The sequence below is a fragment of the Paracoccus sp. (in: a-proteobacteria) genome (assembly GCF_030538495.1).
In the GTDB taxonomy this organism is placed as follows: domain Bacteria; phylum Pseudomonadota; class Alphaproteobacteria; order Rhodobacterales; family Rhodobacteraceae; genus Paracoccus.
Window position 1 is genome coordinate 188,639 of record NZ_JAUNTW010000003.1, and the last position, 15,432, is coordinate 204,070.

The window sequence follows — 15,432 nt, forward strand, 5'->3', positions numbered from 1 at the left end:
GGAAAATCTTGTCGCCGCATGTCCCTTTGGCTAAGCTGAGGCTATCAGAACCCCAGCCCGTCATCAACTGAACAGAGGCAAGGCCATGTCCCCCACCCCGTTGAAATCCGCGATCTGGGCCAGCATTGCCGCGCTGTTGGCGCTGCCCGCCACGGCGCAGGACGCGCCCGGCTATGCCCTGCCCCGCATGATGCAAAGCGATCAGATCAGCGTGCCAAACGCGGCTGAAATCGACGCATGGGCGCGGTCGGGTCACGCGAATTTCCGGTCGCGGTCGTTTACCAACTGGAATGACGCGGGCGAGATTCCCCCTGTCTGCGCGACCTGTCATTCGGGTCAGGGCTTTCGCGCGCTGCACAGGCTGGACGGCGGAACGGGCGGGATGCCGGATCGCCCCTTTCCAGTTGGCGGAGTCGTCGATTGCGCCACCTGCCACAGCCCCGGCCTGTCCGAGATCACCGAAATCGCCTTACCCAACGGGCAGATGCACCCGGTCACGGGCAGTCAGGCCACCTGCCTGACCTGCCATCAGGGCCGCCAATCGGGCGATGCGATTGCCCGCGCCACGGCAGAGGGCGACCCCGACCAGCCCAACCCCGACTTGCGGTTCATGAACCCCCATTACGCGGTCGCGGCGGCAACATGGCTGGGCGGCACGGGCGCTTTGGGTTATCATTACGACGGCAAAACCTATGCCGGGCAGTTTCATCACGCGCCGCCGGTCGCCACCTGCACCGACTGCCACGATCCGCACCGCCTGACGGTTGCAACCGATGGCTGCACCATGTGCCACAGCGGCGAAACCAACCCGCGCGCGATCCGCATGTCGCGGGCCAGCCATGACGGCAGCGGCAACCTGACCCAAGGCATCCATGCCGACATCGCCAACAACGCCGATCTGCTGAAATCCGCGCTGCATGATTATGCGCGGCAGGTGGCCGGAGTCCCCATGATCTATGACAGCGGGCGGCATCCGTATTTCTTTGCCGATGCCAATGATGACGGGCGGGTGGATTTGGTCGATGGCACATCCGTGGTCTATAACGCGTGGACGCCGCGGCTGCTGCGGGGGGCCTATAACTGGAAATTCGTGACCTCGGACACGGGCGCGCATGTCCACAACCCGCATTACGCGCTGCAATTGCTGTATGACAGCATTCAGGACCTGACCACGGCCATGGGCGGCGATTTCGACGCGCTGAACCTCAGCCGTTAGGCCGTGGGACCATCGGTGAACTGCATCCGCGCCAGACGGGCATACAATCCCCCCGCAGCGACCAATTCATCATGCGTCCCCACCGCCACGATGCGGCCCTGATCGAACACCACGATGCGGTCGGCCTGTTTCACCGTGGCCAGACGATGCGCGACAACCACGGTCGTGCGCCCCTGCGCCAGCCGGTTCACCGCCACCTGCACCAGCGATTCCGATTCGGCATCCAAGGCGCTTGTCGCCTCGTCCAGCAGCAGAACCGGGGCGTCGCGCAGGATGGCGCGGGCAATCGCGATGCGCTGACGCTGACCGCCCGACAGCATCACCCCCCGTTCACCCAGCGGCGTGTCATAGCCCTGCGGCAGTGCGGCGATAAAATCATGCGCATGGGCCGCGCGGGCGGCGTCTTGGACCTGCGCGTCGGTCGCGTCGGGCTGGCCCAGCCGGATATTATCGGCGGCGGATGCGGCAAAGATCACCGGATCCTGCGGCACCAGCGCAATATCCGCGCGGAAATCATCGCGCCGCATGTCACGCAGGTCGATCCCGTCCAACGTCACCCGCCCCCGCGCCGGGTCCCAGAACCGTTCGATCAACTGAATCACGGTCGTTTTGCCCGCACCCGACGGGCCGACAAGTGCCACGGTTTCCCCCGGCTGGATGGTCAGGCTGACATCATCCAGTGCGGATTGATCGGGCCGGGTGGGGTAATGAAAGGTCACACCCTCCAACGTGATGCGCCCTTGCACCGGGCGCGGCAGGGCGACCGGATGCGCCGGATCGGTCAGCGCATCCTGCGCCGCCAGCAATTCGCCCAGCCGTTCGGTCGCCCCTGCGGCGCGCTGCAACTCGCCCCAAATCTCGGACAGCGCGCCGGTCGATCCCGCGACCAGCACGGCATAGATCACGAACTGCACCAATTCGCCCGCCGTCATGATGCCTTCGCGCACATCCCGCGCGCCGATCCACAACACGCCGATCACGCCCGAGAAAATCAGGAAAATCACAATCGCCGTCATCACCGCGCGCACCGAAATGCGGTTCAGCGCGACCGAGAACGATTGTTCCGTCACGCCGTCAAACCGCGCGACGCTGCGCGCTTCGTGGGTATAGGCCTGCACGGTTTGCGCGGCCAGCAGGCTTTCGGATGCAGCGCCGGATGAATTGGCGATCCAGTCCTGATTCTCGCGCGACAGGCGGCGCAACCGCCGGCCCAGCACGATAATCGGGATCAGAATCGCCGGCACGATCAACAGCACCAGCCCCATCAGCTTGAGTGATGTCCAGGCCAGCATCGCCATGCCGCCCGCCAAAATCAGCATATTGCGCAACGCAATCGACAGCGACGACCCGATGACGGATTGAATCAGCGTCGTGTCGGTGGTGATCCGCGACAGGATTTCGCCCGTCATGATGCGTTCAAAAAACCCCGGCGACAGGGTGATAACGCGGCCAAACACCGCCTTGCGAATATCGGCAACGACGCGTTCCCCCAGACGGGTGACGAAATAATACCGCGCCGCTGTTCCCACCGCCAACAACGCGACAATCAACAGCGCCGCGCCGAAATATTCATCCAGCAGCCCCGCGCCATCGTCGAAATTATCGACCACGCGCCGCACGGCCAGCGGCAAGATCAAACTGACCGCCGACGTCGCAACCAAGGCCAGCAGCGCCAGCACCATCTGCGCCCGATAGGGCCGGACAAAGGGCCACAGCGCGGACAGCGCGCCCACCTGTTTGCTGGTTGGCCGATCCTCGGTCGTTGATGCTCCGCGTCGCATGGCTGCCCCTTTGCTGTGCGCCATGGGTTTAGGCCGCAGTCGGCCCAAGGGCAAGCCGCCCGACCAAAGCGCCGTCAGAACAGATCAGCCCGCCCCCGCGCAATGGAAAACCCGCCGCCTTGCGCATTGCGGCAGGTCATGCCGGTGCGTTCGGACATGCAGCGGATGCCGTTCAGTTCGATCACGCCGCCATATTGCAGCCGCATACTGTGCGGATTGATGATGGTGTCGCCCGCGCAAACCGCCTGACCGCGGCCAGAGTGACCCACCCAAAACGCAGAACCCCAATCCAGATCGCAATCGGCGGGACGCGGCGGGGATGTGGTGTATTCGATCCGGTCGCAGCGAACCTCGGCCTGTGTTGTCGTGTCATCTTCGACCCAGATCGAACAGTGGATGTTGTTGCTGGGGCTGCGGAAATCGAACCCCCAGGCCACCACCGGGCTGACCGTCATTGCCAAAATCACGACAAACCGCATACCGACCCCGTTACAGAAAGCTCTGCGGGTCAATATCCACCGACAACCGCAGATTTGACGGCAGTTTATGCGGTGCCAGCCAATCCGCAATGGCGTTTTGCAGGGGCGCCTGACGCGGAGCGTGAACCAGCATCCGCACCCGGTGCCGCCCCCGCACACGCGCAATCGGCGCAGGGGCCGGTCCCCACAATTCCGCCCCCACCTGATGCAGAGGCGCGGCCTGCGCGGCCAGATGCCGCGCGAAATCGCTGACCACGCCCAGATCGGGATGCGACAAAATCACCCCCGCCAACCGACCAAAGGGCGGCATCCCGGTGGCCTGCCGCGCGGCGGCCTCGGCGTTCCAGAAATCTTCATCCTGACCAGACAGGATGGCGCGGATGACCGGATGATCGGGCTGATGGGTCTGCAACAGCGCCACCCCCGGCGCGGCCCCCGATTGCCGCCCCGCGCGCCCCGCCACCTGCCGCATCAGCTGGAACGACCGTTCCGCCGCACGCATATCCGCGCCCTGCAACCCCAGATCGGCGTCAATCACGCCCACCAAGGTCAGACGCGGAAAGTTATGCCCCTTGGCCACGATCTGCGTGCCGATGATAATGTCGGTGTCACCATCCGCAATCGCGGCAATGGTTTCCTTTAACGCGCGGGCCGATCCGAACAGATCCGATGACAGGATCGTGGCGCGGGCATCGGGGAAGCGGGCCGCCACCTCATCCGCGATGCGTTCGACACCCGGGCCGATGGGGGCCAGCTTGCCTTCGACCTTGCAGGCGGGGCAAGCGGTTGGAATAGCCCGAGTTTCCCCGCATTGGTGACAGACCAGCCGGTTCTGAAACCGATGTTCCACCATCCGCGCATCGCATTGATGACAACCGATCTGTTCGCCACAGGCGCGGCACACCGTCACCGGCGCAAAGCCTCGGCGGTTCAGAAACAACAGCGATTGTTCGCCCCGGCCCAGCCGCTCGGTGACGGCTTGCGCCAAAGCGGGGGAAATCCACTGCCCCGCCGGCATGTCCTGACCTCGCAGATCAATCGCCGCCATATCGGGCAGTTCCGCCGCACCATAGCGCGCCCGCAAATCCAGCCGCCGGTATTTCCCGCTGGCCGCGTTGACCCAAGATTCCAGACTGGGCGTAGCGGATGCCAACACGACCTGAGCGCCACAGATCGACGCCCGCAGCACCGCCATATCGCGGGCGCTGTAGAACACGACATCCTCTTGTTTATAGCTGCTGTCATGTTCTTCATCGACGACGATCAGGCCCAGATCGCGGAACGGCAAAAACAACGCCGATCGCGCGCCGACGACCATCTGCACCTGACCGCGCCCGGCCATATGCCACAACCGCCGCCGTTCCCCGCGCGTCACGCCGCTGTGCCATTCGCCGGGCCGCGCCCCAAAGCGCGCCTGCACGCGGTCCAGAAACTCGGCCGACAGCGCGATTTCAGGCAGCAGGATCAGCGCCTGCCGCCCCCCTGCCAGCGTTTCGGCCACGGCCTCCAGATAGACTTCGGTCTTGCCCGACCCCGTGACGCCGCGCAGCAAGGTGGTGCCGTATCCGCCCGCCCGGATCGCGCCGCGCAACGCATCCGCCGCCGCCTGCTGATCGGGGGCCAAGGGCTTGCCCTGCATCGCCGCATCCAACAGCGGATAGGGCGCATCGCGTGGGGCCTGAATTTCAGCCAAGGCCCCCTGCGCGACCAACCCCCGCACGACAGACACACCCACCCCGGCCATCTGCGCCAATTCCGATGGCGCAAAACTGGCACCGCCATGATCGGCCAGAACCTGCATGACGCGGGCGCGCGCTTCGGTCATACGCTGCGGGGGGGCGTCCCCCGGCACAATCACCCGCCGCGCGGCGGGCGGCTGATCCAGATCGGGCGCGCGCGTGGCCATGCGCAGCATCAGGGGCGGCGGGGTCAGGGTGTAATCCCCCGCTCGGGTCAGGAAATCCATAAAGCCGGGGGAAAACGGTTCGGCGTCCAGCACACGCACCACCGGACGCAGCCGCGCCAGATCAAAATCGCCCTGCCCCGGCCCCCAGACCACGCCAATCACCCGACGCGGCCCCAAAGGCACCAGAACCAAGGCCCCCTGCCGCACGCCATCATCGGGCGCAAGATAATCCAACACCCCCACCGGTTCGCAGGTCAGCACGGCAATACGCGCGCGGGGCGGGAAAAAATCGGGCATGGTCATCGCCGCGATAAAGCCGCCGGCATGGGCCAAAATCAAGCCCGCTTTATCTTCTGTGTGGAAATATCCTGCGGGGTGAGACGGATCATGAAAAGGTCCGGTGGACCTTTTCCCCGTCGAACGCCCGCCCCCGTGGGGCGGGCTGGGTGCAAAACCCCCGGCGCGTGAGGCATCAGCACCCCATCTTCACCCAAGCACCACAAAAAACCGTCACGCCGTGAGTATTTTTGCACAGAAGAAACCCCGGGCGCGGCCCTCTGTTTCTTCTGTGTCTAAATACTCATTCCGGCCTGTCCGCGAATGCCCCCGGCTGGACCGGGGGCGCTGCGATCACAGCGTTTCTTCGATCCATTCCTTCAGCGCGGCTTTCGGGGCGGCGCCCATGCGGTTGGACACGACCTGACCGTCTTTGAACATGAACAGGGCCGGGATGCCGCGCACGCCCAGTTGGGCGGCGTTTTCGGAATCTTCGTCCACGTTGACTTTGACGATTTTCACGCGGCCGGCATATTCAGCGGCCAATTCCTCCAGCGAGGGGCCGATCTGTTTGCACGGGCCGCACCATTCGGCCCAGAAATCGACCAGAACGGGGGTGTCGGCCTGACGCACCTGGGCGTCGAAATCGGCGTCGTTCACTTTGACGGTTGCCATGGGGTGATCCTTTTTATCTGCGTTGAGGGTTAGCTAGGTGGCGCGGCCCGCGGGGTCAAGGGCGCGATCCAGAACGTCGTCCGGCAGCGGCATCAGATGGCGCGTGGCCGTCCACAGCACCGCCGCATCCACCCGCCGCCCCGGCCAGATCAGCCGCAGCGCCGCGCGATAGGCCGCCATTTGCCGTAAAATCCCCACAGGCGTGGCGTCAGGCGTTATGGGCACCTGTGCGTTGCTTTTGTAATCGACGGCCAGAATCCGGTCGTCGGTGATGATCAGCCGGTCGATCACGCCGTTCAGCACGCCGATGCCGGGCAGGGGCGCGGTCAGGGCGACTTCGTGCAGGATCTGCGCATGGGGGCCGGGCTGCATCACATCGGCCAGATCGGGGGCGGTGATGACCGCCGCCGCGTGGTCCAGCAGATCGGCGGTGTCCGCGTCGTCGGGCAGGCCGCCTTCGGCCCCGGCGAACAGGCTGCGCGCCACGGCGGGCCAGTCGGCGGGGGGATGCGCGGGCAGATGTTCCAAGAGCAGATGCAGCCGCGTGCCGCGCAGCATCGCCGCCGCCGGGTCCGTGTCCGACGCCCCGCGCAGGGCCTTGGCCCCGCCCAATCCGGTGGCCGCCACCGGGCGCGGCATGGGCGTGGGGGCGGGCGGCAGGCTGCGCGCCCAATCGGGTGCGGTGACGGGTTCGGTCGGGGTGTCGTCCGTCTGCGGCGCGGCGTCGGGCCAATCGCCAAAGGACAGCCGCAGCGCGTCGCCCACGCCGTCAATCGTCACCGTGCTGCGCGTCAGATCGACCCCGGCCCCGCCCGCCGCGATCATGCTGTGCCAACTGTCCAGACCGCTGCCGGTCTCGCCCGCCGCCGCCACGATCAGCCAGCTTTCAGCGCGGGTCATCGCGACATACAGCAACCGGCGGCGTTCCTGTTCGGCGCGTTCGCGGGCGTCCTCAACGGCCTGCGCCACGGCGTCGGGGCGCAGATCGGCGGTGCCGCGCCACATCGGGCCGTCATCGGTGGCAATCGTCCGGGCGCTGTTGTTCTGGCCGCGCTTTTGGGTTTCGGGCAGAATGACGATGGGGCTTTCCAACCCCTTGGATCCGTGGACGGTCATCACGCGGATCAGCCCGCCTTCGCCGCCGGGAAGCTGGCGTTTCACCTCGACCTCGCCCGCCGACAGCCAGACCAGAAAGCCGGTCAGCGACGGCGTTTCCACCGATTCATAGGCAATCGCCTGCGACATCAGTTCGTCGATGCCGTCTTCGGCCTCGGGGCCAAGACGGGCCAGCAGGGCGGCGCGGCCCCCGTGGCGGGTCAAAAGCCGCGCCATCAGGTCATAGGGGCGGTCGTAATCCGCGCGCCCCGCCAGATCGGCCAGCACCCGCACGGCGTCAAGATGTTGTGACGCAGCCAGCCGCGAAAACAAGGTTTCGTTTCGCGCCCGCCCTGCGGCAAGGCGGAACAGGTCATCTTCCGACAGCCCGAACAGAGGCGACCGCAGCGCCGCCGCCAGCGACAGATCATCCTGCGGCGTGGCCAGAACCGACAGTGTGGCGGTGATGTCGCGCACCGCCAGTTCGGCGGCCAGACGCAGCCGGTCGGCGCCCGCGACGGGCAGATCAGCGGCCTTCATTTCCCGGATGAGCGCCGCGAACAATGTGCCGCGCCGCTGCACCAGAATCTGAAAATCGCCCGGCGTGATGGGCCGCGCGCGACCGTGCCGCGCGTCCCAGATCGGCCCGCCCAGCATCGCGCCGATCTGCGCGGCAATCGCGCGGGCCAGCACCACATCGGCGTCATCAGGCGCGGGCGCGTCCACCGGATCGGTCCAGTCGGGGGGATCGGTTTTTTCGGGCGGCTCAATCGCGGGCCAGATGTCCACGCGCCCCGGCATGTCGGATTTGAACGCGATATGTTGGGGGGGCGCGCCTAAGCCCGCTGCGGCATCGCCCTGAAACACCGCGTCCACCATGGCCAGCACGGCGGGCGAGGATCGGAAACTATGCGCCAGCCCGCGTTCCTGCATCGGCTGCTGAACCGCCTGAAAATCATGGGAAAAGCGGTCGCGCATGGCGTCGAATACGGCAATATCTGCGCCTTGGAACGAATAGATCGACTGTTTCGGATCGCCCACCACGAACAGCGTGCGCGGGTGATCCTGCGCGCCCGCGCCGCTGGTGAATTCGGCGGTCAGGCTGCGGATTACGCGCCACTGGGCGGGGCTGGTGTCTTGGGCTTCGTCCACCAGAATGTGGTCGATGCCGCCATCCAGCCGCCACAGCACCCATTGCGCCATGCTGGAATCCGTCAGCAAATCGCCGGTGCGCAGGATCAGATCGTCGAAATCCAGCCAGCCATGCGCGGCCTTTTCCGCCGCCAGACGCTGCGTAAAGGCGTGACCAAACCGGCGCAGGGCCAGCGTCTGTTCCGCAACAGCCAGCCCCAGCATTTGCGGGCGGGCGTCCTGCACCCGTTCCATCAAGTCGTTGAAATCGGGCATGAAGCCGGCGACGGTTTTTTGCGTTGCCTTGGTCGGGATGGTGTCGATTTTGGCGGTAAAGGATTTGGCGGGGTCTTTGGTTTTGCCAAACAGCAGGCAGCCGCACAGAATGGCCAGATCCTCCAGCCCCGGATCCGCCAGATGAACCGATGCCAGCTTATCGGCCAGCTTCACATCATTGGACGACCCCGCGCGCATGGCGGGGATCAGCGCGCCGAACAGGTCGGTTTCCGACCCCGTAAACACCTGCGCCAGCAGCGCGTCGGCGGTCAGCCCCACAGGCAGGTCCAAGGCCCGCCAGATCGCCGCCGGATCGGGGGCGGCGTCGTAATCCGCCGCCGACAGCCCCGCCAGAAACCCGTCCAGATCATCGCCGGAATGAAGCCGCGTCAAATCCGCAATCGCCGGATCGCCCATGCGCGCCATCTGTTCCACGACCTCGGCCCGCAGGGCGCGGGCGCTGCGGTCATCCAGTTCGGCAAAGCCCATCGGCACGCCGGCTTCGATCGGGAAACGCCGCAGCAGCGCGCCGCAGAAACTGTGAATCGTCTGCACCTTCAGCCCGCCGGGGGTTTCAATCGCGCGGGCGAACAGACGCCGCGCCTGCGCCAGATCGGGCGTGCCGGTTTCGCCCAAATCGGCCAGTTGCGCGCGCAGGGCGTCCGTCGGCAGCATGGCCCAGCCGCCCAGCAGACTCAGCAGGCGGTTCTGCATTTCGGTGGCCGCGGCCTTGGTATAGGTCAGGCACAGGATGCGTTCCGGCGCGACCCCCGCCAGCAACAGCCGCGCCACGCGGTTCGTCAGCACCCGCGTTTTACCCGACCCCGCATTTGCGGTCAGCCAGGTGCTGCGGCCCGGATCGGCGGCGATGATCTGATTGCGGGTTGCGTCATCCATGATCGCCCACCTTTTGCGGCGTTGCGGGATCGGCGCGCGACCATTCGCCCAGACGGGCCAGATGGTCGTAATCGCTGCCCCATTGCGTTGTGACCGGTGCCAGATGCGCGACAAACCCCACATCCCCCGACAGATAGGCGCGCATCAGCCGGATGAACCCGGCCCACGCATCCACATCATCCTGCGCGGAATAGGCGCGGGGATGGGTCTGCCCTCCGCCGCCCAACTGGATATAGCGGATGCCCGCCACATCCACCGGCCCAATGGCGTCAAAGGCACCAAGGCGCGTCATCGCGGCCTGTAACATCAGTTGTTTGTCGAAATGCGCGATCTGTTTGTCGCTGGGCGGAGGCCCGGATTTATAGTCATAGATCACCGCCTGCCCGTCATCCAGCAGGTCGATCCGGTCCGGTTTCGCGGTCAGGGTAAAGCCCAAATCCGCCACGGCCAGCCGCCCCTGATGTTCAATCACCGCAGGCCGTCCGGTCTGACGCCGCGCCAGTTCATCGGCCACGATCTGATCGGCAATGCCCGCCATCCGCGCCTGCCAGAACGCGCGCGCCGTGGGCCACGGCACCTGTTCGGCCAGCACATCCGCCGTCAATCGCAGGAACCTGTCGCGCAGTTCATCCGGCGGTGTGTCGGGCGCGGGATTTGACCGCAGCAGCGATTCCACAATGCTGTGCAGCGTCTGCCCGCGCAGCGCGGCATCGGGTTCCGGGCGCAGCGGGTTCAGCGCGCGCAGGCCCAGAACGCGGCGGGCATAGACCTCATACGGGTTGCGGATCAGGGCCGAAATCGTGGTGACGGGCAGTTCGGTAAAGGCCGGAGCGGGCGGGATCGGCGCGGGCCGTGCGGCGGGCGGCGTGGGCGCGTCGGGCAGGCTGACCGCGCGCGCCCTATCCAGCCACAGATCGCCGCGCGCCTGCATCGCCTTGATCGCTGCGGGGCCGTTGCGGTCGGGCAGGCCTTTCATCAGGTTCAGCAGCCGGTTCAGCCAGCGGGACGGGATCGTTTCAGCATCCGCATCACGTTTCGCGCGGGTCAGAATCACCCGTTCGGCGGCAATCCCCTGTTGAAAATCATGCGCCGCCAGCCCGATTTGCCGTTCGGGCAAAGGCAGCCCCGCCGCCGACCGCATCTGACGCGACAGCCACGGATCGGGGGTCAGCGGGCGCGGCCAGCCGCCTTCGTTCAGGCCCGACAGAATGACGGTGCCGTGGGCGGTCACGCGGGCTTCGCGCGGGCCGTGGATGCGCAACAGCGGGTGCGTGTCGCGGGTGTCGCGCAGGGCCAGCACCCCCATTTCGTCCATCAGCAACGCATAGAGATCGCGCGGACGCATCGCCGCCCCCGCATCCGCGTGCAGCACCAGATGATCCAGAACCGCGCGCGCCATCTGCCCATCGGCGTTCCGCCACAATTCCGACGCGGCCACATCGCCCGCAGGCCCCGCCGCCAGATCGCCGGTCAGCGCCAGCAGATCGGCCAGCCGATCCGCCAAAGGACGCGCGGCGCGGTCGGTTTCAAACGCCTTGGCCCGGTCGATCACATCGGCCAGCCATGCCGCCCAATCGCGGCGGGCGGCGTCATCCTGCGCCCCCCAATCGCGCAGCATCGCGCCATCCGGGAAAGCCGGGCCGCGCGCCCGCAGCCGCATTTCCAGATCGCGCGTAAAAAACAGCGATTGCGCGCGGCTGATGGTCGGTGATCCGGTCGCGATCAGCGGGTGTTTCAGCAAAATCAGCAGCCGGTCGATGGTCAGCGGCTGGCCGAACAATTCCGCCACCTGACGCAGCAACAGCCCCACAGCGGTCAGCACCAGCGGACGCCCCGAACTGTCATCCGGCCGCAGATGCCACCGATCAAGGGCCGAGGCCACGCGCCGGATCAGCCCCGCATCGGCGGCGATCAGGGTCACAGGCTCGCCCCGTTCCACGGCGTCGCGCATGATCAGGGCGATGGTATCGGCCTCGGCCCCCGGTTGGTCGGCCTCGATCAGGGTCAGGTCGGTGGTGGGCGCGATCAGGTCCGGCAGGCCGGGGCCGTCCGCGATCCATTGATCGGTGACGGGCGCGGGGCGCAGCGCCAGCGACACCAGCCGGTTGCGGTCCGGCACCGGCGGCGCGGTCCGGGTCCAGCGTTGCGGAGTGCCCGCCGCCCGGATCAGCGGGGCAAAGCGGGACTGCGGGTGATCTTCGCCCCCCGGATCAAGCTGGTTCCAGATGTCGGCGGGCTGGTCAAAGTCAAACCCCGGCAGCACGACCGCCCCATTCGGCAATTCCGCAACCGCCTGCATAAACAGCCGCGTGGCCCCCTGCGATCCGGTGGAACCCGCGACAATCACCGGCCCACGGGGCAGCGCCGCGCCGTCGCGCCAGCCCCCGGCGGCGATTTCGGCCGACAGGCGTTGCACCGCCGCCCGGTCCGCCACCGGCGCGGACAAATGAAACCCCGCCGCAATGCGCAGGAACAGCAACGCGTTTTGCCAATGGCGCGCATGATCGCCGGTGTCGATCAGGTCCAGGGCGGTTGCGTCCAGCCCTTCGGTCTGCATGTCCATCATCAGGTTGGACAGCGACCGCGCCAATTCCGGCACCGAATGACCCGCCGCCAGATCGGGGCGCGTTTCCAACAGCCGCGCGATCAACTGGCCCAGTTCCAGCCGCCGCCGCAAGGGGGGCGCGGGCGGCACCCGGTCCGCCACGGGCCGCAGGTCCAGCCCGGTGACGCTGCGCAATTGCGGCAACAACAGCGGCCCCCGCGCGTCAAAGGCGGTTTTCAGCGCCGCCAGCGTCGCCGCCGAATTGGCAAAAATCGTGACACGAGCCAGCGATTCCGGCGGTTGCCCCGCCATCCGGTCCAGCAGCCCGGCGACAAATTCGGTGGCAAAATCAACGCCGGGGGGCAGGGCGTAAAGGCCGCGCAGGTCAGGCATGTAACAACGCCTCGGCCACGGGGATGGTGTCGGGGCGGCCCACATCGCACCAGCCGCCGGGATGGATCAGCCCGTAAACGCGCCCCTGTTCGATCTGCATATCCCATAGTTTATTCAGGGAAAAACTGGCGCCGCTGATCTCGGCCAGACGGTCGGGCCGCACGATCTGCGCCCCGCCATAGACGTAATCGCCGCGCCGGGTCAGCCGCCCGTCGGCGTCCCGCGCGAAATCTCCACCGCCCTGTCGCGCCTGCGCGCGGTCCAGCGGAATCAGCATCAACAACGCATCCATCCGCGCGTCATCCCACGCGTCGTTTAACGCAGCCAGAGGGTTCGGCCCGGTCCACACCACATCGGGATTCAGCGTCATCACCGGCCCATCCCCCAACAGCGGCAGCGCGCGGCGCAGCCCGCCGCCGGTGTCCAGCAGATGTCCGGCCTCGGAACTGATCGCCACATCCTGCCCGGCCAGATGGTTGCGGATTTGCGCGCCCAGATAATGCGTGTTCACCACAATCGGCCCTGCGCCGGCATCGCGGCCCATGGCTAACGCACGGTCCAGCAGGGTTTGCCCCGCCACCGAAATCAGCGGTTTCGGGCGCATATCGGTCAGCGGGCGCATCCGCGTTCCCAATCCGGCGGCAAAGATCATCAGCGGGCGCATTGGTCGCGTAACCTTTCGATAAGGGATGCGTCGGGGGCGGGGATGCCGTCCAGTTCCGCGCGCAAAGGCGACAGAGCCGGGTGGTCCAGATTGCGCCGGATCGCCGCCCAGACGCGGGGCATGAAATCCAGATAGCGCGGCTTGCCGTCGCGCAGGCACAGGCGGGTAAAGATCCCCATGATCCGCAACCCCCGCTGCGCCCCCATCAGGGCATAGGCGGCGCGGAAACGGTCGCCGTCCAGCCCGGTTGCGGCCAGATACTGCGCGATGCAGGCGGTTTCCGTGGCGGGGTCCACATGGCGGCGGGCATCCTGCAACAGCGACACCAGATCATAGGCCGGATGCGCCCGCACCGCGTCCTGATAATCAATCAGGCCCAGCGGATCATCCCCGCGCCAGATCAGGTTTTCGGCATGAAAATCGCGCAGGGCCAGAACCGGGGGAATATCGGCCGCCAGTTCCGCATGCAGGCGCGCGATCGTGTCGGCGATCCCCGTGCGCCCCGCCGCGCCGGGATACCACTGCGCAAACAACCCCACCTGTTCGGCCAGCTCCGGCCCGTCCAGATCACGGCGGGCGGGCGGCGCGTGGCGGTGCAGATCGACCAGAACATCCGTGATCCGGGCATAGATCGCGGGCGCTACGCCGGGGTCACGTTCAATCACGCGGGCGACCAGATCATCGCCCAGATCCTGCATCAGCAGCAGCCCCACTGGCATGTCGCGGGCCAGAATCGCGGGCGCGCCAAAGCCCCGCGCGCGCAGCCAGTCGGTCATCGCGACAACATCAGCCACGCTGCCGCCGGGGTCGTCCATCAGCACCGCGGAACCGTCGCCCGTCAGCCGAAAATACCGCCGCGCGGAGGCATCCCCCGCCAGCGGCTCGACCCGCGCATCGCCCCAACCGGCGGCGCTGATAAACCGCGCGCAATCCGCCAGCCGGTCCATCCCGTCAATCGTGATCACACGCATATCGGGGTCGTCATGCCCCGCAATCGCGATCCGCTGCGCGCCCGGCGGGGCCGGGTCCAGACGGTCGGGCCATTCGATCAGGCAAATTGAATCCTCAAACGCCTGTTCCAACCCCAGTTCCGCCAATTCCGACGGGTCGGTCAGGCGATACAGATCGGCGTGCCAGATCTCGGACCCCATCGGGTCGTCATAGGTCTGAACCAGCGTGAATGTCGGGCTGGGAACATCTTCGGCCGCGTCGCCTTGGCGGGCGCGGATAAAGGCGCGGGCAAAGTGGGTTTTCCCCGCACCCACAGGGCCGTCCAGCAACAGAACCATCGGCGGATGCGCCACAGCGGCCAGCATCCGCGCAAAAGCAGCGGTCAGGGTTTCATCAGCAATCAGCGTCGTCATGGCCCTCTCTTACCCTGTGGCGCGCGGTCGTGAAAGCGTGTGATGCGCGTGATCGGTGTTTCGGTTAATCTGACGCAGGATAACCAAGGAGAACAATATGCTGCGCATTGCTGTGGGTCTGATTTTGCTGGCCAGTCCGGCACTGGCGACGCCGGAATATGTCTTTCCGTCGCATTGGGATGTGGCGGGCGTGGCCGCGGATGACGTGCTGAACATCCGCGCCGAACCGGATGCGCGGGCGGATATCATCGGCACCCTACCCCCCGATGCCCGCACTGTCGAGGTCGTGGACCAGACCCGCAACTGGCTGAAAATCAACAGCCGCGAACGGTCGGGCTGGGTCGCGGCGCGCTATATGACGCATCAGACCGGCGTCTGGCAGCCGGATGCGGTGCCGCCGGGGTTTTCGTGTTACGGCACCGAACCGTTCTGGTCGGCGCGGGTCGATGGCGGCGATCTGGTCATCAGCACCCCCGACATCCCCGAAACCCGCCACGCGGTGCAGGCGATCGCGGGCGGCGACCTCTATCACGACCTGACGCGGGCCGTGCTGGCCGATGGGGCCACGCTGGTATCCACGCAGGGGCAATGCAGCGACGGCATGTCGGACCGCGACATGGCCCTGCGCGCAACCCTGATCCAACACGGACCTCAGCCCGCGATCATGACCGGCTGCTGCACGATCCAAGACCTGTCGCAGCTTGACTAACCGCCGCTTTCATCTTGGCCCAAAT

At 66.6% G+C, this 15,432-nt stretch carries 10 protein-coding genes; 2 read left to right on the forward strand and 8 right to left on the reverse strand.

What is annotated here, in order from left to right:
- Nucleotides 1-85: 85 nt before the first annotated feature.
- Nucleotides 86-1,216, forward strand: a complete 1,131-nt coding sequence (locus Q4G20_RS04095) for a cytochrome C (RefSeq protein WP_303342086.1) — start codon at nt 86-88, stop codon at nt 1,214-1,216.
- On the opposite strand, the gene Q4G20_RS04100 is transcribed toward Q4G20_RS04095, so the two are convergent.
- From Q4G20_RS04100 to tsaE, 8 genes are all read right to left on the reverse strand, one after another.
- Nucleotides 1,213-2,997, reverse strand: a complete 1,785-nt coding sequence (locus Q4G20_RS04100) for an ABC transporter transmembrane domain-containing protein (protein WP_303342087.1) — start codon at nt 2,995-2,997, stop codon at nt 1,213-1,215. The genes Q4G20_RS04095 and Q4G20_RS04100 overlap by 4 nt on opposite strands.
- 74 nt (nt 2,998-3,071) lie before the next feature.
- Nucleotides 3,072-3,476: a DUF6636 domain-containing protein gene (locus Q4G20_RS04105; RefSeq protein ID WP_303342088.1), complete on the reverse strand. Its 405-nt coding sequence runs from the start codon at nt 3,474-3,476 to the stop codon at nt 3,072-3,074.
- Between the two features lie 10 nt (nt 3,477-3,486).
- Nucleotides 3,487-5,685: a primosomal protein N' gene (locus tag Q4G20_RS04110; protein WP_303342149.1), complete on the reverse strand. Its 2,199-nt coding sequence runs from the start codon at nt 5,683-5,685 to the stop codon at nt 3,487-3,489.
- 327 nt (nt 5,686-6,012) lie between these two features.
- On the reverse strand, nt 6,013-6,333 hold the full coding sequence (gene trxA / locus Q4G20_RS04115) for a thioredoxin (RefSeq protein ID WP_303342089.1): 321 nt from the start codon (nt 6,331-6,333) through the stop codon (nt 6,013-6,015).
- A 33-nt stretch (nt 6,334-6,366) separates the two neighbouring features.
- Nucleotides 6,367-9,732, reverse strand: a complete 3,366-nt coding sequence (gene addA / locus Q4G20_RS04120) for a double-strand break repair helicase AddA (protein WP_303342090.1) — start codon at nt 9,730-9,732, stop codon at nt 6,367-6,369.
- Nucleotides 9,725-12,670, reverse strand: coding sequence for a double-strand break repair protein AddB (gene addB, locus Q4G20_RS04125; protein ID WP_303342091.1), 2,946 nt, complete (start codon nt 12,668-12,670; stop codon nt 9,725-9,727). The genes addA and addB overlap by 8 nt, the downstream gene beginning before the upstream one ends.
- Nucleotides 12,663-13,334, reverse strand: a complete 672-nt coding sequence (locus Q4G20_RS04130) for a nucleotidyltransferase family protein (RefSeq protein ID WP_303342092.1) — start codon at nt 13,332-13,334, stop codon at nt 12,663-12,665. The genes addB and Q4G20_RS04130 overlap by 8 nt, the downstream gene beginning before the upstream one ends.
- Complete coding sequence (tsaE, locus tag Q4G20_RS04135; protein WP_303342093.1) at nt 13,322-14,698, reverse strand: tRNA (adenosine(37)-N6)-threonylcarbamoyltransferase complex ATPase subunit type 1 TsaE; 1,377 nt, start codon at nt 14,696-14,698, stop codon at nt 13,322-13,324. The genes Q4G20_RS04130 and tsaE overlap by 13 nt, the downstream gene beginning before the upstream one ends.
- A gap of 97 nt (nt 14,699-14,795) precedes the next feature.
- Here tsaE and Q4G20_RS04140 point away from each other — a divergent pair, with 97 nt between their 5' ends.
- Nucleotides 14,796-15,407, forward strand: a complete 612-nt coding sequence (locus Q4G20_RS04140; RefSeq protein ID WP_303342094.1) for an SH3 domain-containing protein — start codon at nt 14,796-14,798, stop codon at nt 15,405-15,407.
- The last annotated feature ends 25 nt before the right edge of the window (nt 15,408-15,432 follow it).

Coding starts and splice junctions, on each gene's coding strand:
- Q4G20_RS04095 (WP_303342086.1), top strand. CDS start 86: ATGTCCCCCACCCCGTTGAAATCCGCGATCTGGGCCAGCATTGCCGCG.
- Q4G20_RS04100 (WP_303342087.1), bottom strand. CDS start 2,997: ATGCGACGCGGAGCATCAACGACCGAGGATCGGCCAACCAGCAAACAG.
- Q4G20_RS04105 (WP_303342088.1), bottom strand. CDS start 3,476: ATGCGGTTTGTCGTGATTTTGGCAATGACGGTCAGCCCGGTGGTGGCC.
- Q4G20_RS04110 (WP_303342149.1), bottom strand. CDS start 5,685: ATGACCATGCCCGATTTTTTCCCGCCCCGCGCGCGTATTGCCGTGCTG.
- trxA (WP_303342089.1), bottom strand. CDS start 6,333: ATGGCAACCGTCAAAGTGAACGACGCCGATTTCGACGCCCAGGTGCGT.
- addA (WP_303342090.1), bottom strand. CDS start 9,732: ATGGATGACGCAACCCGCAATCAGATCATCGCCGCCGATCCGGGCCGC.
- addB (WP_303342091.1), bottom strand. CDS start 12,670: ATGCCTGACCTGCGCGGCCTTTACGCCCTGCCCCCCGGCGTTGATTTT.
- Q4G20_RS04130 (WP_303342092.1), bottom strand. CDS start 13,334: ATGCGCCCGCTGATGATCTTTGCCGCCGGATTGGGAACGCGGATGCGC.
- tsaE (WP_303342093.1), bottom strand. CDS start 14,698: ATGACGACGCTGATTGCTGATGAAACCCTGACCGCTGCTTTTGCGCGG.
- Q4G20_RS04140 (WP_303342094.1), top strand. CDS start 14,796: ATGCTGCGCATTGCTGTGGGTCTGATTTTGCTGGCCAGTCCGGCACTG.